The organism is Pantoea sp. NGS-ED-1003 (assembly GCF_000738765.1).
GTDB classification, from domain to species: Bacteria; Pseudomonadota; Gammaproteobacteria; order Enterobacterales; family Enterobacteriaceae; genus Pantoea; species Pantoea septica.
The window spans coordinates 183825-202979 of the sequence record NZ_JPQA01000011.1; the positions used below are offsets into that span (position 1 = coordinate 183825).

At 57.8% G+C, this 19155-nt stretch carries 27 protein-coding genes and 1 pseudogene; 2 read left to right on the forward strand and 26 right to left on the reverse strand.

The window, feature by feature from the left end:
• The 16 genes from JS46_RS24675 to JS46_RS20490 all read right to left on the reverse strand — a co-directional run bounded on the left by JS46_RS24675 (position 1) and on the right by JS46_RS20490 (position 9019).
• Entirely contained in the window at positions 1 to 1044 is a 1044-nt protein-coding gene (locus JS46_RS24675) for a phage tail protein (RefSeq protein WP_235213022.1), read from the reverse strand.
• Positions 1041 to 1652 carry a phage tail protein I gene (locus JS46_RS20425; RefSeq protein WP_033755190.1) on the reverse strand — a complete coding sequence of 204 codons (612 nt, stop codon included), beginning with the start codon at positions 1650 to 1652 and terminating at the stop codon, positions 1041 to 1043. Before JS46_RS20425 ends, JS46_RS24675 begins: the two co-directional genes overlap by 4 nt.
• A complete protein-coding gene (locus JS46_RS20430) occupies positions 1649 to 2563 on the reverse strand; it encodes a baseplate J/gp47 family protein (protein WP_033755192.1) in 915 nt (304 codons plus the stop codon). The genes JS46_RS20425 and JS46_RS20430 overlap by 4 nt, the downstream gene beginning before the upstream one ends.
• The gene (locus JS46_RS20435) at positions 2550 to 2906 is read right to left on the reverse strand and encodes a GPW/gp25 family protein (RefSeq protein ID WP_033755193.1); all 357 of its coding nucleotides are present in this window, start codon (positions 2904 to 2906) and stop codon (positions 2550 to 2552) included. The genes JS46_RS20430 and JS46_RS20435 overlap by 14 nt, the downstream gene beginning before the upstream one ends.
• A complete protein-coding gene (locus tag JS46_RS20440) occupies positions 2903 to 3481 on the reverse strand; it encodes a phage baseplate assembly protein V (RefSeq protein WP_033755195.1) in 579 nt (192 codons plus the stop codon). The genes JS46_RS20435 and JS46_RS20440 overlap by 4 nt, the downstream gene beginning before the upstream one ends.
• Positions 3482 to 3556: 75 nt before the next feature.
• Positions 3557 to 4003: a phage virion morphogenesis protein gene (locus JS46_RS20445; protein WP_033755198.1), complete on the reverse strand. Its 447-nt coding sequence runs from the start codon at positions 4001 to 4003 to the stop codon at positions 3557 to 3559.
• Entirely contained in the window at positions 3996 to 4427 is a 432-nt protein-coding gene (locus tag JS46_RS20450) for a phage tail protein (protein WP_033755201.1), read from the reverse strand. Before JS46_RS20450 ends, JS46_RS20445 begins: the two co-directional genes overlap by 8 nt.
• The gene (gene lysC, locus JS46_RS24680; RefSeq protein WP_233215846.1) at positions 4390 to 4629 is read right to left on the reverse strand and encodes an Rz1-like lysis system protein LysC; all 240 of its coding nucleotides are present in this window, start codon (positions 4627 to 4629) and stop codon (positions 4390 to 4392) included. The genes JS46_RS20450 and lysC overlap by 38 nt, the downstream gene beginning before the upstream one ends.
• A complete protein-coding gene (gene lysB, locus JS46_RS20455) occupies positions 4523 to 4957 on the reverse strand; it encodes an Rz-like lysis system protein LysB (RefSeq protein ID WP_033755203.1) in 435 nt (144 codons plus the stop codon). Before lysB ends, lysC begins: the two co-directional genes overlap by 107 nt.
• Entirely contained in the window at positions 4954 to 5469 is a 516-nt protein-coding gene (locus tag JS46_RS20460) for a lysozyme (protein WP_033755206.1), read from the reverse strand. The genes lysB and JS46_RS20460 overlap by 4 nt, the downstream gene beginning before the upstream one ends.
• Positions 5450 to 5662, reverse strand: a complete 213-nt coding sequence (locus JS46_RS20465) for an HP1 family phage holin (RefSeq protein WP_033755208.1) — start codon at positions 5660 to 5662, stop codon at positions 5450 to 5452. The genes JS46_RS20460 and JS46_RS20465 overlap by 20 nt, the downstream gene beginning before the upstream one ends.
• Positions 5663 to 5665: 3 nt before the next feature.
• On the reverse strand, positions 5666 to 5869 hold the full coding sequence (locus JS46_RS20470; RefSeq protein WP_033755211.1) for a tail protein X: 204 nt from the start codon (positions 5867 to 5869) through the stop codon (positions 5666 to 5668).
• The gene (locus tag JS46_RS20475; RefSeq protein WP_033755214.1) at positions 5869 to 6333 is read right to left on the reverse strand and encodes a head completion/stabilization protein; all 465 of its coding nucleotides are present in this window, start codon (positions 6331 to 6333) and stop codon (positions 5869 to 5871) included. Before JS46_RS20475 ends, JS46_RS20470 begins: the two co-directional genes overlap by 1 nt.
• A gap of 100 nt (positions 6334 to 6433) precedes the next feature.
• Positions 6434 to 7084, reverse strand: coding sequence for a terminase endonuclease subunit (locus tag JS46_RS20480; protein WP_033755217.1), 651 nt, complete (start codon positions 7082 to 7084; stop codon positions 6434 to 6436).
• A gap of 3 nt (positions 7085 to 7087) precedes the next feature.
• Entirely contained in the window at positions 7088 to 8149 is a 1062-nt protein-coding gene (locus JS46_RS20485; RefSeq protein WP_033755220.1) for a phage major capsid protein, P2 family, read from the reverse strand.
• 15 nt (positions 8150 to 8164) lie between these two features.
• Positions 8165 to 9019, reverse strand: a complete 855-nt coding sequence (locus JS46_RS20490; RefSeq protein WP_033755222.1) for a GPO family capsid scaffolding protein — start codon at positions 9017 to 9019, stop codon at positions 8165 to 8167.
• 143 nt (positions 9020 to 9162) lie between these two features.
• Here JS46_RS20490 and JS46_RS20495 point away from each other — a divergent pair, with 143 nt between their 5' ends.
• Positions 9163 to 10929, forward strand: a complete 1767-nt coding sequence (locus tag JS46_RS20495; protein WP_033755223.1) for a terminase ATPase subunit family protein — start codon at positions 9163 to 9165, stop codon at positions 10927 to 10929.
• Positions 10929 to 11963: a phage portal protein gene (locus tag JS46_RS20500; RefSeq protein WP_033755226.1), complete on the forward strand. Its 1035-nt coding sequence runs from the start codon at positions 10929 to 10931 to the stop codon at positions 11961 to 11963. Before JS46_RS20495 ends, JS46_RS20500 begins: the two co-directional genes overlap by 1 nt.
• Positions 11964 to 12009: 46 nt before the next feature.
• On the opposite strand, the gene JS46_RS20505 is transcribed toward JS46_RS20500, so the two are convergent.
• The 10 genes and pseudogenes from JS46_RS20505 to JS46_RS20550 all read right to left on the reverse strand — a co-directional run bounded on the left by JS46_RS20505 (position 12010) and on the right by JS46_RS20550 (position 19087).
• Complete coding sequence (locus JS46_RS20505) at positions 12010 to 12846, reverse strand: hypothetical protein (protein WP_033755229.1); 837 nt, start codon at positions 12844 to 12846, stop codon at positions 12010 to 12012.
• A 10-nt stretch (positions 12847 to 12856) separates the two neighbouring features.
• The gene (locus JS46_RS20510; RefSeq protein ID WP_152560723.1) at positions 12857 to 13507 is read right to left on the reverse strand and encodes a helix-turn-helix transcriptional regulator; all 651 of its coding nucleotides are present in this window, start codon (positions 13505 to 13507) and stop codon (positions 12857 to 12859) included.
• Positions 13508 to 13524: 17 nt separating this feature from the next.
• Positions 13525 to 14331, reverse strand: a complete 807-nt coding sequence (locus JS46_RS20515) for a TIGR04255 family protein (RefSeq protein WP_033755235.1) — start codon at positions 14329 to 14331, stop codon at positions 13525 to 13527.
• Positions 14332 to 14402: 71 nt separating this feature from the next.
• Positions 14403 to 14597 (reverse strand): annotated as a pseudogene (locus JS46_RS24845) (hypothetical protein).
• A gap of 366 nt (positions 14598 to 14963) precedes the next feature.
• Complete coding sequence (locus JS46_RS20525) at positions 14964 to 15197, reverse strand: DinI-like family protein (protein WP_033755238.1); 234 nt, start codon at positions 15195 to 15197, stop codon at positions 14964 to 14966.
• Positions 15198 to 15211: 14 nt separating this feature from the next.
• A complete protein-coding gene (locus JS46_RS20530; RefSeq protein ID WP_033755241.1) occupies positions 15212 to 15400 on the reverse strand; it encodes a hypothetical protein in 189 nt (62 codons plus the stop codon).
• Positions 15401 to 15520: 120 nt separating this feature from the next.
• Positions 15521 to 17773 carry a replication endonuclease gene (locus tag JS46_RS20535; RefSeq protein WP_033755244.1) on the reverse strand — a complete coding sequence of 751 codons (2253 nt, stop codon included), beginning with the start codon at positions 17771 to 17773 and terminating at the stop codon, positions 15521 to 15523.
• Complete coding sequence (locus JS46_RS20540; protein ID WP_033755246.1) at positions 17770 to 18633, reverse strand: DNA adenine methylase; 864 nt, start codon at positions 18631 to 18633, stop codon at positions 17770 to 17772. The genes JS46_RS20535 and JS46_RS20540 overlap by 4 nt, the downstream gene beginning before the upstream one ends.
• Positions 18630 to 18857 carry a TraR/DksA C4-type zinc finger protein gene (locus JS46_RS20545; RefSeq protein ID WP_033755248.1) on the reverse strand — a complete coding sequence of 76 codons (228 nt, stop codon included), beginning with the start codon at positions 18855 to 18857 and terminating at the stop codon, positions 18630 to 18632. Before JS46_RS20545 ends, JS46_RS20540 begins: the two co-directional genes overlap by 4 nt.
• On the reverse strand, positions 18857 to 19087 hold the full coding sequence (locus JS46_RS20550) for a DUF2732 family protein (protein ID WP_033755251.1): 231 nt from the start codon (positions 19085 to 19087) through the stop codon (positions 18857 to 18859). Before JS46_RS20550 ends, JS46_RS20545 begins: the two co-directional genes overlap by 1 nt.
• Positions 19088 to 19155: the final 68 nt, after the last annotated feature.

The window sequence follows — 19155 nt, forward strand, 5'->3', positions numbered from 1 at the left end:
TCAGTACCCTATTGATTCAAAATGAACGGTCGGCGCTTCGCCGAGAACGGACGTTGTGTACGCCACGGTAAATCGCGTTTTTGACACGTCGCTACCGGTATCGGTATCACGATGAATAGCCAGCGTTCGACCTGCCATTGACCCCTGCACCGTGTAGGCCGGGCTGGCAAGCGTGGCATTCGTGGAAACCTGCGCATTCAGGTACTGCCTCGGAAAAGCGACGCGGTAATAGTGGGTGTAATAATCAACGCCGCCAATCGTCTGCTTATTAAAGTTGCCCACGGGGGCCAGCGTCGCTGTTCCAAACTGCCTGATCATACCGTTGGGTAACGCATCCCAGCCGTTTTGCCCGTTTCGGGAAAAGGTGAAAGTGGACATGTCCGGTATCTGGTTTACGCCAGCGCCGACGGCGCGTTTCGCGGCTTCGCCTAAACCGAGGTTTTTGAGAACGTCCGGCAGTAAACCGGCATCAGCCATTTCCTTCAGGGCGTTCTTGATTAACGGATACTGATTATGCGGATTGGCAGCTGCTACATGGTCTGCCAGAAGCTGATCCGCGTACTGCCTGACCGTCAGAATGTTGTCATCAACATATTTACGGGTAGCCAGCACCACGGAGGGGTCAATCTTCAGGGTGATGGCGTCGGTGCTGTTGACGATGATGAGCATCCGCACGGTCTGCGTGCGTCCGCTGCCCTCCTGCAGGGCGGGCTTGTAGGTTTCCGGCGTATTACAGACCGCTATCAGCGTTCCGTCGGCATCAAACAGGCCCATTTCCCGGATCCAGAATCCGCCCTCCGTTTCGGGGATCACCTGCTCGGCTATCACCTGGCTGGCGTTGGCCGGATCGATGCTCAGCGTGTTGATGGCTGCCCGGCGCACCTCGTTTACCAGCTTTGTCTGGCTGGCGTTCGGCGTGGGCAGCGTGCCGCCGCCGTCGCCCACGGCCATCTGCGTGATATTCAGCTTTGTGCCGAGCGCGGCGGCGTTGGCAATTTTGGCTGCGCCGAGGTTGGTCACGATTGCATAAAATTTTTGTGTCATTGTCCGACTTCCATCAGGTCGATAACGTGAACCGCCGCGCCCGCATACGTCGGGCCGCTGACGGAAAGAATTTCCGGGGTGTACGGGTAAATCGAGAGATCGTCACCGTCATAGCTCGCGGCGGCTATACGCGTTTCGCCGCTCACCTGCAGGTTGATAGACATGCCCAGCAGGTGACGGCTGCAGGGTTTGGCGTCACTGATGAGCCGCTCCAGCTCGTGATAGGTTTCTTCCGTAATGCCCTGGTCCTGCACGCCGATGTCCAGGCGAAACGTGCCGGGCGCTTCGCCGGTTTTCCACCACTCAATAACGCGGATCAGGAACCCGAACGGCTCCACCACGCGCCGGATAGCGCTGATGGTTCCCTTGTGCTGATGAATATAAAACGCATCGAGCACCACCTGTCGCTTGACACTTTCCGCCCAGCCTTCGTCCCATCGGTCCACCGAAAACGCCCAGGCGAGATACGGCAGAAAGCTGACCGGGCAGGTTGCCGGGTTCCACAGGTCGCGCAGGGGCACGTTCAGGCCGGTAATGCCGCTGCAGGCTTCCGCCAGGCGGCGCTCCAGCGCGGACGAGCCGGACGGCATCAGGCTGCTGTTGCTCATGTCAGCACCTCGTCAGCCGCCACCGAAATGTCCGTGCCGGTGCAGTTACCCGCCGCCGTACGGTCCAGGATGATGTCCGCAGCCGGTTCGATCATTTCCACCCAGTCCACGCCGGGCACGCGCAGCACCGCCCCGTAGGACTCGCGGCGCACGCTGCGGCCCAGCTTTTTCTGCTCGGTGAGGTAAGCGGCCAGCTGCGCGTTTGCCGCCTCCAGGCAGGGGCCAGCCGCCACGCCATCAAACAGGTGCAGCTTTGCCTTCACGCTGTAGTCATGAATGGTCGCGCCCTGCACGGTGACGCGGTCCGCTACGGGCCGCACCGTTTCCGCGTTCAGCGCGGTGTTCACTGTAGCCAGCAAATCCGCCGGCGCTTCGCCATTGCCTTCGCGGCTCAGGACGGTTATCAGCACGCTGGCCGGTGACGGGCTGGTTGCCGATACGTCCTGGACGCGGCCGTCCGCGCTCTTTGCGTGAAACTCATAGGCCGCCGTCGGCCCGGCCACGCTCAGCCCCTCAAACGCCTCCGGCACGCGCACGCGCAGGGCATCGTCGGTTTCCATCACGGCATCGACCGGCGGCACCGCGTCAGGGTCAGCCGGGGTCACGGTCAGGCGCTGCACGTTATGGTTTGCGGCCAGCTGGTCCAGATCGCTGCCGAGCGCGTACGCCACCATGACCGCCTGCGCCGCCTCGTTGATGCGCTGGCGCAGCAGGATTTCCCGGTAGGTGCTTTCCTGTAGCGTCTTCACCATCGGATCGGACTCCAGTGCCAGCACGCGGCGCACCGCCGCCTGCTCCTCCGTCGGGTAGAGCGCGATCAGCGCCTCTTTGCGCTCGGCCAGCAGGGTTTCAAAGTCCGGCACCTCAATCACTTCAGGCGCGGGCAGCTGGGAAAGGTCAATTACTGCCACTGTTCACCCCCGTTGAAACAGACATGGCAACCGGCGAGCCGTCATCCCGCTGGCCGGTCAGTTCAACCACCATTGAGCCGTCGAAGGCGCTGGTAATGTTGACGGTGTTCAGCCTGATACGCGGCTCCCAGCGGCTGAGCGCGGTATACACCGCCGCCATCACCTGCAGGCGGATCACGTCGTTTTGTGGCTGGTCAATCAGCACCGACAGCAGCGAGCCGTATTCCCGGCGCTGCAGTCGGCTGCCTTCTGGCGTCATCAGGATGTCGCGCACGCTCTGGCGGATATGGTCGATGTCGGTGATCGCCTCGCCGGTGTCGCGGTTCATGCCGAGATACATCATTGCGGCCCTCCTGACATATCGCTGCCGGACTTCACGCCGCCGTGCTGATGGGCATCCACCACGACGCCGTTTGAACTCATGCCGCCGCCGCCCTGCGTCACCGCACCGTTCATCACGGTTTCGCTGTTGATCCGGGTCTGGTCAGCGTCCACGCCAAACTGCTCAGTGATGAGCTGGATCCCGTCGGCCGCCTCTATGCGCATGCTTTTGATGTTCTTTATCAGCAGCTGGCCGGTTTCCGGCTCGTACTGAAACCAGCCGCCGTCCTGAAACACGGTTGTCGCGCCGTTTTCTGAGTAGTCCGGCGGCGGAAAGGCGTCGGAATAGATGGCGGGCAGCGCAAACGCGGTTTCGAGGTTGCCGCCCAGGCTCAGCAGCACAACCTGCTCGCCGACGGTGGGTTTCCACCATGTGCGGGTGTTACCGGCGCGCGTGGTGAGCCAGTTAATCCAGTTGGTTTCGATGTCGCCCGTTTTCACCCGGCACAGCCAGTTCACCGGGTCCACCTCGGACACGGTGCCGGTGCGGATCAGGTTGGTGATAAGGCGCATGATTTCGGTCAGTTTTTCGTTCATGGTCTGAGAGTGTCACTAAGGCAGGGGCCGGGCATCTGCCCGGCATTGTCTGAGGTATGGCACAACGACGGGCGGCTACTCTGTCAGCCAGCGCAGCAGGGTGTCGCGCACTGAGCTTTCAACCTCGTCATTTACGCCCAGCAGCGGGCGCTCCGCATATTTAACCATCGTGCCGCGCCGGTTTACCCGGTCGCGAAGGCCGTAGTGATGCACGCGGGCCAGCTTCTGCACGGCAGGCGCAAAGGCTATTTCGGCCTGATCGGCGCTGGCCTGCGCCTTCAGGTATTTTGTGGTTTTGAGCTTCGCAAACATCTTGCGCCGGATCCGGCCCGGCTTCGTGCGGGCCGTGGCGCGGCGGGGTTCCCATGCGGTGCCGTCCGGGGCGCGCTGCGCTGTGATGTTCGCCTGCTGAATGCGGCGCACGTCGCGCGCGACCTCGCGCAGCATCCTTTTTCTGGCCGACGGTTCAAGCTGCGCCAGCAGCGAATCCAGCCAGGCGTCAACCTCATGCAGTTCAGCCATGGCGCGTCGTCCAGAACTCCTCCGGCACGTCCGGCTCCGGCACGGCCTCAATGGTCATTTTCCCGTCCACCTCCCGCGCCAGCACCCGCTCGGTCAGCTTCAGGTTCATGCTGATGTCGCAACGGTCATTGCCGAGGATGTCGGCCTCAAAGGTAAAGAGCTTTTCCCGCTCGCCGGGGTTCTGCAGGGCGTCCGGCTGATTTTCCCGCAGCCAGAACATTACCGGGGCCATCAGCAGGTTCTGGTCGCCGGTAAAGTCGGTAATCACCACGTTCAGGGTGTAGCGGTATTCCCATGAAATCGACGCGGCGGACGTGGCAACCAGCGCACCGTTATCCACGAACAGGTGCAGCCGGTCGGGATTGTCCGCCACGTAGGGCACGGCTTTATTCAGGGCGTTTCGCAAGGACTGCGGCTTGTTCATCGTCTTTTTCCTGACAGCTGATGATGGTATCGACCTTATCCGCGCACGCCGCCCAGGCGGCCTCGGTTTCATCCAGCAGGGCGTTCAGATCGCCGTTACTGCGCGGCGCGGCCGGGTCCAGCTGGCAGCGGGTGATTTTGGGACAGCCACTCACGGTAAGATTCACCTCCGGTGAGGGCCGGTCGCTGGCGCAGCCGGACAACAGGATCAGGCAGAGGGGAATCAGCCCAGCGGCGCAGGTCTTCATTTTCACGTTTAAGCTCCTCAATGGTGCGTTGCCGGTCGCGCAGCAGTCTGCCGTTTTGCTCGGCGGCGGCATAAAGCTGCGTCTGCGCCTGGCTGTTCGTCTGCGTAAGAATGTTCAGGGCGATCAGCTGGCCGTTCTTCTGCGACAGCTTTTTGCCCTGTTCCGCAATCGCCGCCTGCTGCGTGCTGATGGTGTGGTGCGCATTGCTGAGCCGCCATGACTGCACGCCGAGCGCGGCCAGCATGAGAAGGGCAAGCGCTGCTGCCAGCAGCACCCGCCTCATGCGCCCGCGCCCCTGAGACACCACGCCATTTCACGCTGGCGGCGGTTCTCCAGCCCCTGATTAAATACGCCTTTGACGTAAACCCAGCGCGGCAGCTGTCCGCAGGCCTCACGCCATCGCCCCTGTTTCAGCAGCGCTACCATGGTCGAGCCGCAGGCGTTGCCGGTGCCGACGTTGAACGCCAGCGACACCAGCGCGTCATAAACCTGCTGCGGCATTGATACCTCCACGCAGCGCGCCAGTGCCGCCTCGACGCGTAACACGTTTGTGATGAAGTTGCCCGCCGCCTGCCGCTCGGTGATGGTTTTCCCCGGCACCACGCCGCGCGTGTTGCCGATCCCGTCGGTCCAGACGCCGGCGCTGCACTGGTACGGCTGCAGGCGGCAGCCCTCATAGTCCGCGATGAGCTTCAGCCCCTCCACGGAGGTGTGCAGCTGCTGAAAGCCGGGCAGCGTGGCGGCCAGCGCCAGTACCACGCCCACGGCGCAGCGCTTAACGGTTTGCAGATTCATATTCCTCCCGCGTGATGCGCCCGCTTGCCAGCAACAGATAGGTTTTGCGTTTGTAGTACCAGCTGATCACCGCCATCAGAATGCCGATAAGCAGGCCAGCCACGGTTGAAATGTCTTTCAGCGACATGTCGCCCAGCCACGCCATACCCACGGCGATAAACCAGACGATCCCGGCGCGAATGCGTTCCCACATAGTTCAGTCCCAAAGCTGGACGGCCTGCACGGTTGCCGTCGTCGTCACGTCCGGCAATTCCAGTTCCAGCCCGTGCGGCAGGATGGGGCCATGCTCAGACAGCCCCGGATTCGCCCGTATAACCTGCTCGGTCATGCCCTGCGTGCGCCCGTAGTGACGCCAGCAGATCGCGTCTACCGTGTCGTACTGCTGCGCACGCACTTTCATCAGATAAGCTCCACGGTGCTGTGCGGCAGGCTCTGCACGCGGCTGATGGCCCAGCGCGCGTCCCGCCACAGGTCGCCGGTCGTGTCGGCCAGCTCTTCGCCGCGCTTCGCCGCAGCGGCGGTCGCGTCAAAGTCCTGATAGCGCTCGTTAAGCACCGCACGGGTCCAGCACCACACCGCGTTAACGTAGTGATGCAGTCGCACGCTCTCACCGGCCAGCTTCTCCGCTGGCACGTCGGCCAGGGTGTTAAACCCGCGCAGCTCCTGCCGCTCCCGCCATGAATAAAGCTCGGTATTGACCTCCGCCATCGCGGTGAGCACCACCTGCTTTAAGCGCTCCGGCGTAACGGTGCCGTCTACGCGCATTACGCTGCGAAACTGCGCCAGATCGACGTCCGGCCAGAACGAGTTGTTAGGGATAATTTCCGGCGTTCCCGTCGCCTTCTGCGGCGCTACGAATTCCATAGCCTTGATACTCCTGAAAAGGTTGGGCGGTGGACGGGGTTTTGATTAGGCTCAGCCTGTCGCCACCCCGTGCCGCCCCGCGCGTGGGCACGTCCGGTTATCAGCTGGCGTTGCGGATTTTCCGCTCCAGCTGCTCAATGTCTTTTTTCACGCCGCAGCGCTCGTCGAGCTGCAGCGCCTGCTTAAGGTGATTCAGGGCCATCTGGGGCTGGCTGCCGGTGAGCACGTAGCCGATGGACTTGTGCAGGCGGGCGCGCGACTGGTCCGGCATATCCAGCCCGTCGGTTGCCTCCAGCGTCTGCATCAGCAGGGCAGGATCAAAGTCGCTTTCTGCCATCAGGGCATTTTTAGCGGCGTCGGCCATCTCTTCAGCCAGCAGGGTCTGCACGTTGCGGTTAAACCCCTGCGGCATAGACCAGCCGTGCTTAAGTGCATGGCGGCCAACGGCCAGCGCCCCGGCATAATCCCCGGCGTCAATGCGCCACAGCATCGCGTACATCAGCACGTCATCCTGCTGCGCGCCGTCGGCGGCCAGCACGCCGTCTACCCAGGCGGCATATTTCGGCAGCACTTCCACCTTGATTTCGGCTTTTTTTACGTTGGACTGAATGCCTTTGAGGCGGCGGCGGTCTTCACCCAGCTGCATTAGCATCAGCTCGTAGCCGTTCGCGTGCCGGGCAGAGCCGCCCGTACGGGCGGCCTGCTCAGCCTGAACGCGCAGGCGGTGCTGCCGTGCGGGACTCAGGCTCATGGTTTACGCTCCGGCACCGGCATCAGCTGGCGCGCTAAAGTCGCCGATGGTGATGTTTTCGATCAGCGCGGCGCAGCGGTAGTCCTCCACCACGTACGCTTCGTTAACCGACTCGTAGTTCTCGATGCGGTCGCGCTTCGGATTGTCGATAACCGAGCGGCGGCGGGTGTCCTCCTGCCAGTAAATCGACAGGTTATCCAGACGGGTGATCAGCAGGGCGTTCGCCGGGAAGTACGGCGCGCGCACCGCCTGCAGGCCGCCCATGCGTTTCTGGCTGATGATGAGATCGGCGGCCAGCTTTTCGGTGTTGGCCTGCTCACTGTTGACCAGCGGGAAATACTTGTCAGACAGCAGCTCACGCCCACAGATAACCACCATTTCGTCATCGTCCTGGAAGATGGGATCGATAAGCTCGTTAACCGTATCCATGACCAGCGCGTCCAGGTTGAGATATTCGCCGCCTTTGCCGACCTTCACCGATCCGGCGGTGGTTTCGCCGTCTTTAGTCGTGCTACCCATCACGTTGTCCGGGGCGTCTTCGCGCAGCTTCTGCAGCCAGCCTTTGTTGACGTCCTGCAGCAGCGGGTTCTCTGCGCGGTTAGAGGTTTTGGCACGCTTCACGCCGTTGAAGCCGATCATGATGCGGTCCAGCGCCTGGCGCTTCACGATGGCGTCGCGGATGCGGGTCTGGAAGTCCTGAAACTTCGCCCACATGTCCAGCTTCGCGTAGGTAATGGCCGTGTCGAAGTTGGTCTGCTCGCACTTGTACTCGGTGTCGGTCATCGCCGTTGGATCGGTCGGCTCGCGGTCCTTAGAGCTGGTATCGGTAGTGCCTGCAATGGTGCTGCCGACGCCGAGGCCCAGCAGCTGGCCGGACTGCTCGGATACGGCGATAACGTTAACCAGCGTCAGAAACGCGGTGCTCTGCTGGATGGTGTCCTCCAGCGTCTGCGCCACGGACGGCTCCACGCTGAACTTGCTGGAAAGCTCCGCAATCTCTACGGAATAGATGCGCGCCAGCTGGCTCAGGTAGGCGTTAAAGGCGAAACGGGTCTGTTTTTTCATGGGGTCTACTGCTCCTTAGCAGTTGGTCAGGTGAGCGGCCGGCGCATCGCCGCCCGGTGCGCGCTGGCGGTAGTCGGGGCGGCTGTCTGCGCGCTCCAGCTGCTCTTTAAGTTCGTTAAAGGCTTCCTTCTGCGCCGACAGATCATCCAGCTGCGACTGCAGGCTGCTTTCCAGCTGGCTCAGGCGCTCGGCCTGCTCGCCCAGCGTCCTGTCGGTGCGGGTGCCATAGTTCTGCTGCTCGCTGGCAATCAGCTCGACCGCCTGATGCACGTCGCTGAAACGGTCATCGTCGGTCTGCTTTTGTTTGGCAAACATCGCCTTGATGCGGGTAAACAGGGCGGGCTTTTCCTCCGGCACCTCTTCCAGCTCGATCACGGTTTCGGTGGCGGCGGTAAAAAGGTTGTCCGGGTGCTGTTTGCGGTTTGCCAGCGGGTTCTTTTCCGCCGACGCGCTGAACGCCAGCATTTCGGTGCCGAGGCTCGCCGGATCGTCCGTGGCAGCCAGGCCGACCAGGTAGGCTTTGCCGGTGTCGGCAAATTTGGTGCTGACCTCCATGGAGGTGAAAAGCTTCTGGCCCTTTTTGACCAGCTCGACGAGCGAATCCGTTGGCAGGATGTCGGCGTAGAGCGCCATTTTCCCGGCCAGCGGTCCGTCGGTGATTTCCTCCGCAACCAGCGCGCTCACCGAGCCGTAGCGGTTAAAGGTGCTGTCCGGGGCGTAAGACTTGATGTGCTCCAGATTAATCAGCGCGGTGTAGACCTGCGGGTTGTACGCGGCGGCCATCTGCACGAGCCACTCGCGGGAAATTTCGCGCCCGTCCGTGGTGGCACCTTCCACCCCGATCCGAAAACGCTTTGCAGTTACTGTCATGAGCCAGGCTCCGTTGTGAAAAATCGCTTTGAGGCTCTATGTTTGCGGCGGGAGGGGTATCGAAACAACGCGGGGCCATTGTGCGGAAAACCATACAATAAGGGGCGGCGGAAAAGGGGCCGCCGGGGCCGTATTTTGGGGCCATGACAACGACACTCGCCCCCGAAGACCTCGATCCCCGCAGGCAGGCCTTGCTCCTGTACTTTCAGGGATACCGTATCGCCCGCATTGCTGAAATGCTGGGAGAGAAACCCGCAACCGTTCACAGCTGGAAGAAGCGCGACAAGTGGAACGACTACGGCCCGCTTGACCAGATGCAGCTCACTACCGCCGCGCGCTACTGTCAGCTGGTTATGAAGGAGACGAAAGAAGGGAAGGACTACAAGGAAATTGACCTGCTGGCGCGCCAGTCCGAGCGCCACGCCCGCATCGGCAAGTTCAGCAACGGCGGGAACGAGGCGGACCTTAACCCGAAGGTGGCAAACCGAAACAGCGGCCCCCGTAAGCCACCGGAAAAAAACGTATTCAGCGACGAACAGATCGAGAAGCTGCAGGAGATTTTCCACGGCTCGATGTTCGGCTATCAGCGCCAGTGGTGGGATGCGGGCAACAAGCACCGCATCCGCAACGTGCTTAAATCCCGTCAGATCGGCGCGACGTTTTATTTTGCCCGCGAGGCGCTGATCGATGCCCTGACCACCGGGCGCAACCAGATTTTTCTCTCAGCCAGCAAGGCGCAGGCGCACGTCTTCAAGCAGTACATCATGGAGTTCGCCAAAGAGGTGGATGTAGAGCTGAAAGGCGACCCGATGACGCTCAGCAACGGCGCATGCCTGTACTTTCTCGGCACCAATGCTCGCACCGCGCAGAGCTACCACGGCAATCTCTACCTGGATGAATATTTCTGGATCCCGAAGTTTCAGGAGCTGCGCAAGGTAGCGTCCGGCATGGCCCTGCACAAAAAATGGCGGCAGACCTACTTTTCCACCCCGTCCAGCCTGACGCACAGCGCCTATCCGTTCTGGTCCGGCGCGCTCTTCAACCGTGGGCGCGCTAAGGCGGACCGCGTGGACATCGACCTGACCCACGGCAACCTGTCGCCGGGCCGCTTCTGCGATGATGGCCAGTTCCGCCAGATTGTCACGGTTGAGGACGCCGTGCGCGGCGGTTGTAACCTGTTCGACCTCGAGCAGCTGCGCCTGGAGTACAGCCCGCCGGAATATCAGAACCTGCTGATGTGCGAATTCGTGGACGACCTGGCGTCCGTGTTCCCGCTGCAGCTGCTGCAGAAGTGCATGGTAGACAGCTGGGAAGTCTGGAACGACTTCGAGGCGCTGGCGCTGCGCCCGTTCGGCTGGCGCGAAGTCTGGATCGGCTATGACCCGGCGAAGGGCACGCAGAACGGCGACAGCGCCGGATGCGTGGTTATCGCGCCGCCCGCCGTGCCGGGCGGTAAGTTCCGCATTCTGGAACGGCACCAGTGGCGGGGCATGGACTTTCGCGCGCAGGCCGAGTCCATCAAAAAGCTGACGCAGCAGTATAACGTCACCTATATCGGCATCGACTCCACGGGCGTCGGCCTCGGTGTCTATGAAAACGTGAAGATGTTTTTCCCGGCGGTGAAAGAATTTGTCTACAACCCGAACGTGAAAAACGCCCTGGTGCTGAAGGCGTACGACATCATCAGCAGCGGCCGTCTGGAGTTCGACGCCGGGCACCTCGACATCGCGCAGTCATTCATGGCCATCCGCCGCGCCACCACGGCCAGCGGCAACCGCCCGACCTACGAAGCCAGCCGCAGCGAAGAGGCAAGCCACGCCGATCTCGCCTGGGCGACGATGCACGCGCTGGCAAACGAACCGCTGCAGGGCGAAGCCGCCCACAGCCGCAACATTATGGAGATTTACTGATGAGCAAACGCAGGAACCGTACGCGCACCCAGCCTGTGCAGCAGCAGATGACCGGCGGCGCGGCGGCAGAAGCTTTTACCTTCGGCGACCCGGTGCCGGTACTGGACCGCCGCGAGCTGCTCGACTACGTAGAGTGCGTCATAAACGATCGCTGGTATGAACCGCCGGTGAGCTTTGACGGGCTGGCGCGCACGTTCCGCGCGGCCGTGCATCACAGCTCGCCGATCAACGTGAAGCGCAACATCCTGACCAGCTCGTTTATCCCGCACCCGTTACTGAGCCAGCAGGCTTTTAGCCGGTTTGTGCAGGACTATCTGGTGTTCGGCAATACGTATCTGGAGAAGCGTACCAACCGCCTCGGCGGGGTGATTGGGCTGGAGCCTGCCCTGGCGAAGTTTACGCGGCGCGGAACCGATCTCGACACCTACTGGTTTGTGCAGTACGGCCTGAACACGCAACCTTATAAGTTCACGCCGGGCAACGTGTTCCACCTGATGGAGCCGGATCTGAATCAGGAGGTTTACGGCCTGCCGGAATATCTTTCGGCCATCCCGTCTACGCTGCTGAACGAGTCGGCGACGCTGTTCCGCCGCAAGTATTACCTCAACGGCAGCCACGCGGGTTACATCATGTACGTTACTGACCCCGCGCAGAATCAGGAAGATGTGGACGCCATGCGCAAAGCCATGAAAAGCACGAAGGGCCCTGGCAATTTCCGCAACCTGTTCATGTATTCGCCGAGCGGTAAAAAGGACGGTATTCAGATCATCCCGCTGTCAGAGGTAGCGGCTAAAGACGAGTTTTTGAATATCAAGAATGTGAGCCGGGATGACATGCTGGCCGCGCACAGGGTGCCGCCGCAGATGATGGGCATTATCCCGAACAACACCGGCGGGTTCGGTGACGTGGAGAAAGCCAGCAAAGTGTTTGTGCGAAACGAACTGATGCCGTTGCAAAAGCGATTTGAAGAACTGAACAGCTGGCTGGGTGAAGAGGTAGTTCGTTTTGAACCTTATAATCTAGAGGCTGGTTAAATTTCATGCACAGATTATTGATATGCAAATAATCTGTGCATCATTTTTATACTGCGGGGTTTAAATAATCACCCACTTCGTCGGCCTGCAAGCTAATGTACTCTACTCGCCATTGGTCCATTCTTCTTAAGGCGTATAGATTAAACTCAATGTCTGGAACAGGGTTGCAAGACATAAGAGCAATGAGTTCACTTTGTGCCGGATCACCATGATAACCCATGAAAAGCTCTGTTATATGTGTAACAGCCTTTTCTGCTTCCTCTCTCGCTACCGGACCACTATCAATCGCATCATAAACCACATGAATGTTTAACTCATATGGTATACCTTCTTCCAAATCACTAAAGCGATCCTCACCCAAATCAAAAAACACGCCTAGCAAATAATCCGAATGTGCGGCAATGATTTTTGCCAGCTCTTTTTCAAATTTAAATTTCCCGCGATCAAAGGTACGAAGCCTACTCTCGAATACATCGGGAAACGCCGGACGCCCATAGCGTGCCGCAAGCCATTGTTTCAGGGCTTGCTTTTCTTTAGGAGATATGGCGTAAAACTCATCGCACGCTGCGCTCGAAAGCTTTTCTTTTTCAATTTTAAACTTGTTAACTTGCTTGAGTTCTACAGCGCTCTGATTTACATCTAAAACCTGTTCAAAATTTAAATGCAGTATTCGCGGATGCTTAGCGTGAGAGTAATTGCCAGCCCCTTTTATTAAGGGGCCAGCTATGAGTTCAACTTCTGGCTCAGAACTTTGTAAGTCGCAGTCATGACTGATAACGACAACTTTAACGCCGGTTTGCTCTTCCGAAATTATACCTAAGGAAACAGCATCCTCATGCTTAAGAACGTGGCCTTGGCGCCATGTTGTACCAGAGTCAACCATATACGACTATTTACTCCTTAAATCCTGACCCAGGGATAGAAACCGAAGACATCCAGCCATCGGTTGCCACTCCTTTACTACCTACCAGATTTGCTTTGGTTCCAGCTTCTTTTAGAGTGCGAGCCTCTTCAATCAAGACATTAACTGATTGCTGCCAGTCATCGCCACGTTTTATCAAATCTATGATAGAAAGACCTTCAAACGCTTTCATCTTCGACATCAGTTTAGCGTTTTCAATACCAGCCTCATTAAAGCGGTCAGAGACTCTGCTCAATTCAATGATATAACTTGCTTTTTCTATGTCATCGGGTTGGCTTTCACCTGATAACCATTTATAAAGAGCCTGCCGAGTAATGCCTAAATCTTTTGCTAGTTCCGACATGGACGGAGCAAGGGTATCTCGAACATTTTTCAGATGGTCAGATACAGTCCTAACATCTACCAATTCGTTCTCAATATCATTATCAAATTCAGCTTCAGATTTCATCAATCCAAACTGAACCTTAGATTGCACGTAGCCACGCCACTGGTTCACATCTTTAACTGAGAAATTGGAACCGGTGCTGCTCAAAAATAAAGAGGATGCAACCATTAATGCTCCAGCGACTGTTGGAGCAAACCCGGGCGTTTCATAGAAACTTCCAGTCATAGATTGACGCATATCACACCTCCTCGGCGTTATGACCACTTAGCAGTAGCGTACGGCGAAATCATCTTATTAAACGTACCTTTTATCACACTATGTAGGGAAGTGAATTGTTCCTCAACCAAATCGATGGATGGGGGCACATTTCCTTCAACATAATGATCAGTATCTATAATGCCATGCCACAAGGGGGTCGTAGTCTTGAATCGCTCAAGCATATCAACACCAATAGGCACCATGTCAGGTGGAAACCCTAACTGACCATTCATTTTATGTAAGCGAGTAACTATAAAACCATTACTAATAACTGGACCAACATTTGTCTGAAAAACCATTTCGTTAACCGATTGAACTTGCTGCAATTTTAAGTCGAGGCCATGTAGCCCCTCACATAAATATTGTTCAATCGTTTCACCTGCTTCAGGTAAAACTGCATCTAAGTAACGAAGTCCTAGCCGAGTAATCAGGGCTGGCTTTGGATTGTTCATGACTACTGTAAGACCTTTCATCAACTCTTTAAGAAAAGGTTGGTGCGTTTCATAATCCGTTGTGTGATACGTTATGAAATCGTTACCTAAAACAAAGCCTGAAGTCCTGTTCAGATCCGACATATACCATTGTTGAACCGTTTCAAAGGCAGGCTGTGCCGGCTCATTTGGAGCACTAAACTCAAATTTGATTTGGATAGATTCCCTACTCTCAAAAAGCGGGTAGCCTTGCAAGCGTAACGCGTCTTGTATGTCATCAACATACTTTTTCATCGCCTTAACCGGCGTGAATTTTATTTGTGCAAGCACATAGTAAACGGGTGCATTGGACATACGTTTGTTGTCGCTCATGTCGCCCTCCTAATTTGTCATATCAAAAAAACATCTACCAACTACGTACAGTTTACATCTTGGTTGACACTTTAACCACCACTTAGTTTCAATCTGTTTCGATTCAAACCATATTCTTCTTTATCGTAGCTGGCGCGCGCTCGTACCCCCGCCACGCCTGCCCGCTTTATGTAGTGGTTTTCATGCAGGTGCATGACATAAGCAAAAGCCCGCCATTACTGGCGGGCCGGGGCATAAACGATCCTTTCGGGATCATGCGAATTCATGCGGCATAGTCATGCAGTGCCGGGAAACATTAAAACAGGGGCAACTGGTCATCAGGCTCTGACTCTGGCACTTCAACTTTTCGCCTGGTGAAATCCATGACAAGCAGAAGAGCCTCCCGGTAAGTCAGGGGAAACGGCCGGCCCAAGATAAACGCATTTTCGAAAGTCTGCCCCAGCCAGAAACCACCGCCACACTCGCGCGACCGTTGAAACATAACCCATCCACCTGGACGGAAATATGGGAGGGTTTCACCACGGAAAACAACCTGAAATTCAGAGTCTCGTCCCCCCATAACCTAACGCCTCGCTCGCTCGTTGTTCAACCCTGCCGCCGTCAAAATCAAGCTTTTGACGTCTGCACGGTTATCAGTGTAGCCAGCTGTCATCTTCCCAGACGTTCTGAAGCAGATCATTTAGCCGCCGCCTGTCCTCGTCGAGTTTAAAGCCAGGCATTTCTATTCTTGTGTGGCTTCCCTGCCGTACCCGCACTACTGCTTCGGGGTAAAGCGCCACTACGCGCCTGTTTATCTCGTCATGAAAAGCTTCAATCACTGACTGGCTTAGTTTTTGATTTTTATCAAGCATAATTTCAATGCGCATAGTCTCCCCCCTAATTATTCAGATACTTGTATAGATCGTGAATATTCGTGGCTTCTTACCTTACGCATCAGCTCATCAGTCAGCTCTGAAACCCACTGAATCGCGAGCTGTTTCTCATCTTCACTGCAATCACTTGCCGCAACAAGTTTCATAAATAAATCAATACGCTGGAGCTTCATTGACTCCAAAAAATAGTCTCGCATAATCCCTCCGCACAATGAACAACTGGTTATGCATACAGTATATTACGATTTTCCAAATGTGAAATGATTTTTTATGGTCAATAAGACTTTATCTGAAAGCAGGCTCTTGAAGTTAGGGCGTTAATTGGCTTCTTTCGTACCCTTAGAGGCACGAGCCAAGCGCCCTATTCGCTCCAGAATTTCATAATTTTTAAGTCCAGCACGAGGCCTCACTAACTCACCATATGCAGAGCTGCGAAACAGTCGGCCAGCAATTTTCGTCTGCGTGCCGCCAATCAGGCGCACGGCCAGTCCGCGGCTGATGGTTTCACCGCATAAATCCTTCACCTGGCCTATCACGTTATCGCACGCGGCCTCAATTTTGTCCGACCGCCTCAGCTGCAGGTGCCGCTTTTCTGGCTCCTGCGCCCTGATCCGGCTCAGCAGCTGTCGCCTTTCTCGCCTGCTCATGCCGTCCAGGTCGATATTGTCGAAACTTGCCGGCGGGTTCGAATCCTCAGATCTCAAACCTCCCGTACAGTTATTGACAGAACTCCGAGAGGACGCGGACGCGTCCTTAAATTCAAAACCCAAATCAACGGCGCGTTTCGGCACAATCTTCCACTGCGCCAGACGGGTGAGGATCGGCGTGTCTTCACCCACTTCCGTTGCATAAACGCCCTTGATGCGTACGGTTTCCTCGCCATACTCGTTCACGTCTTCGCTGGCCTGATACCAGGTGCGCACGGCCAGCTCGTCGCGGCGCACGAACGGGCCGCCCTGTGCGTTAACGTATCCTGCCCAGTCTCCCGCATCGGCGGCGTCATGCGCGGCTGCAAACTCAACGCTGAGGCCGTGCGCGGTATCGCTGTCTGCCATGCGGCGCAGCTCGCGGTAAACCGTCACCGGCGCGCCGCCCACAAACTGGAATTGCCGGATGTGCCAGCGGGCCGCCCAGGCGGAAACGGCCGAGGCGGTTTCCTTCAGGTCTTTGCCGCTTTCGTCGTCCGTCTCGCCGTCCAGCGCGTAGCCGTCGATATTTTTGGAAATGTACTTAGCGACGTAGCCCGTCGCGCTGCCCTTCTCCGGGTCGATAGCCTCCGCGTGAAAGCGGGCCTTGCGGGCCTTGTCGGTCGTCAGCTCGCTGCTGTCTTCCTGCCAGGCGTAGTCGCGCATAATCTCGCGCACGCGCTCAACCTGCTCGGGACGCATAAACATCAGCATGTGCCAGTGCGGGGTCGCGTCGTGGTGCGGCTCAGCGACACGGATCCCGAAAATGCGGATTTCTTCGCGGTGCAGCTTGGCGCGGATTTTTTGCCAGACGCCGCACAGATAGCGCTGGGTGTCGGCCGGGCTGGCGCCGTTCCATTTACGGTTGCGATGACCGGTTTTGATTGTGGCGTGATAGCGCGCCGGGGCGGTCAGCGTGTAGAACTCGCCGATAAAGCCCATCTCGTTGCAGATGTTTTCGAAGCCGCGAATGCGGGTCATCAGCTCGCAGCGGCGGATCGCCGGGTTGGCCACGCTGCCGTCGTACTTTTCAATCAGGCTGATGCGGTTGCCTTCCTCGTCTTCCAGCTCCATGCCCTTCAGGAACTCACGGGTGCGGCGCTTCTGCTCGCGCCACTCTGAGACGGTCATGCTGCTTGCGTAGGGGGTATGCTTTTTGCTGACGTTAGCCAGGGCAATCTGCAGGTGTTCACGCCATGACGCGGCGACGCGGCGCAGGCGGCCCTTCCACCACTTTTCGGTCTGCATGCGCATGATCGCCGGGGTCACTTCCTCCGGGTCGAACAGGCGGGACGTTACCTTTTCCCACAGCGGCGGCGTCTGACTCAGCTCGCGGGTGATGGTGGCGGCGGTCATGTAAACGCGGTGCGTGTATTTGTAATCCGACTCGTCGCAGGCCTGCGCGTGCGCCTGTACCAGCTCGGCGAGGATGAAATTAGCCACATCCCCGGCCAGCAGATCGACGTCGGCGCGCGCCATGTCGGGCAGGCGGTTAAAGCGGCGCATCAGCTCCCACAGCGTGCCGGCCGCGCTGGCCGCGCCAGTCTGTTGAACGGCGTTACCTGCCAGCAGGTTAAACGTGCCGCTGCTCATTTCGCCGAGGCGGTACTGCTCACTGACGCATTCAACGCGTGGCAATGTGCGCTCAACAAAGGTTTTTGCTAAGTACGCATTGGCACGGGCAATGCCCTGGGTCTTTTCAAGCTCGCTGACGCGACGCCTGACGTCGAGCTGGATCAGCGTCGGCTGCTTTTCGAGTAGCTCCTGCGCACGCGCCAAAGCCGCATTCATCTGACTGCGGCTGTGCACCTCCTCATAGGTGGGGTACGGGCTGGCGATGGCTTCCCGTGGAGCATTCCACGGGTAAGCATATTCCTGAATCATTGAACCGCCTGCACTTCTGCAGACCAGCCAGCGCCTGCCGCCGGATCAACGCCGACAAATACTGCGCTCTCCTGTGGACAGCGCACGGCGATGATTTCCGAGGCGCGCTTGCTCTCACCGGCGGCAACGCCAACCGAGCGGGCTACGCTGATTTTGGTGATGTCGAAAGCGCGAAGAATGCTGCGGGTGTAGAGGGTGTCGCTGTTTGAAATGACAACCGGGCAGCGCTCAGAGACGTCCATCAGGATGCTGACCAGATCGTGATGCTCATCTTTGTCAAAGCCCGCTGAGTGATAGTCCGAAAACGTCCCGTCATATGGCGGATCGCAGTACACCACGTCGCCAGCTTTAGTCAGGCGCAGCGTCTCGCGGAAATCGGCGCAGATAAACGTCGTACGCTGCGCCTTTTCCGCGAATGCCTCAATTTCTGCCAGCGGGAAATAGGGTTTTGAGTAATTACCAAAAGGGATATTGAACTCGCCGCGACGGTTATAGCGACAAAGGCCGCGATAGCCGTTGCGGTTCAGGTACAGGAAATGCGCGGCGCGCTCCAGCAGGGGTAACGCCGGGTTATGGTTGAACGCCTCACGGACAGAATAATAACTTTCGCCTGTGGTGTTCTGATTGAACAGGCTGGCCGCCACAACGATAAAGGGGCGGGTGTGCTCCTTTATCTGGCGGTACATGTTGATCAGGTCGGGGTTAATATCCGCTACCAGATAGGAAGGGTAATCGGTGCTCATCATCACCGCGCAGGAACCTGCGAAGGGTTCGACCAGGCGATCACCTGCTGGCAGGTGCGCCAGCAGCTCCGGCATTACGCGGGACTTGCTGCCCGCCCATTTCAGAATGGTGCTCATGCCGCACCGCCTTTTGAAACTTTCGCGTACCGCTCAGCCATGTCCTGACAGCTGACACAACGAGTCACGCCACGCACGGCGCGGCGGCGCTGTTCCGGGATCGGTGCGTCGCAGTCTTCGCAGAATGAAGCCGCAACGCTGATCGGGCGATTAACCACGCTGGCGATGTTGCGCGCCAGCAGCTCATCGGCGCGCTGCTGCGCCATGTCCATTGAGTCAGCCATTAGCGCACCGCCTCACGAGCTTCGTTCTCATAGCGCTCTGCTTCAGCGCGGATTAACTCAATAGCCTCAAAGCGACTCGAAGATTTACGCTCAATCTGATCGGCCAGCGCAACCAGGCGGCGCGCTACGAGCAATCCACGCTCTGCGCGCTCTTCCAAACGCGCAGCAGTGAGAAGCGTTGTCAGCTGCTCAACGTCAGCGTTAAAGGTTTTAATTTCGATATTTCGCATTTCACTTTCTCCAGAATTTGGGCAAAAGAATGCCCGGCGGGTTTACGCCATTTATTTGCTTGGGGTTA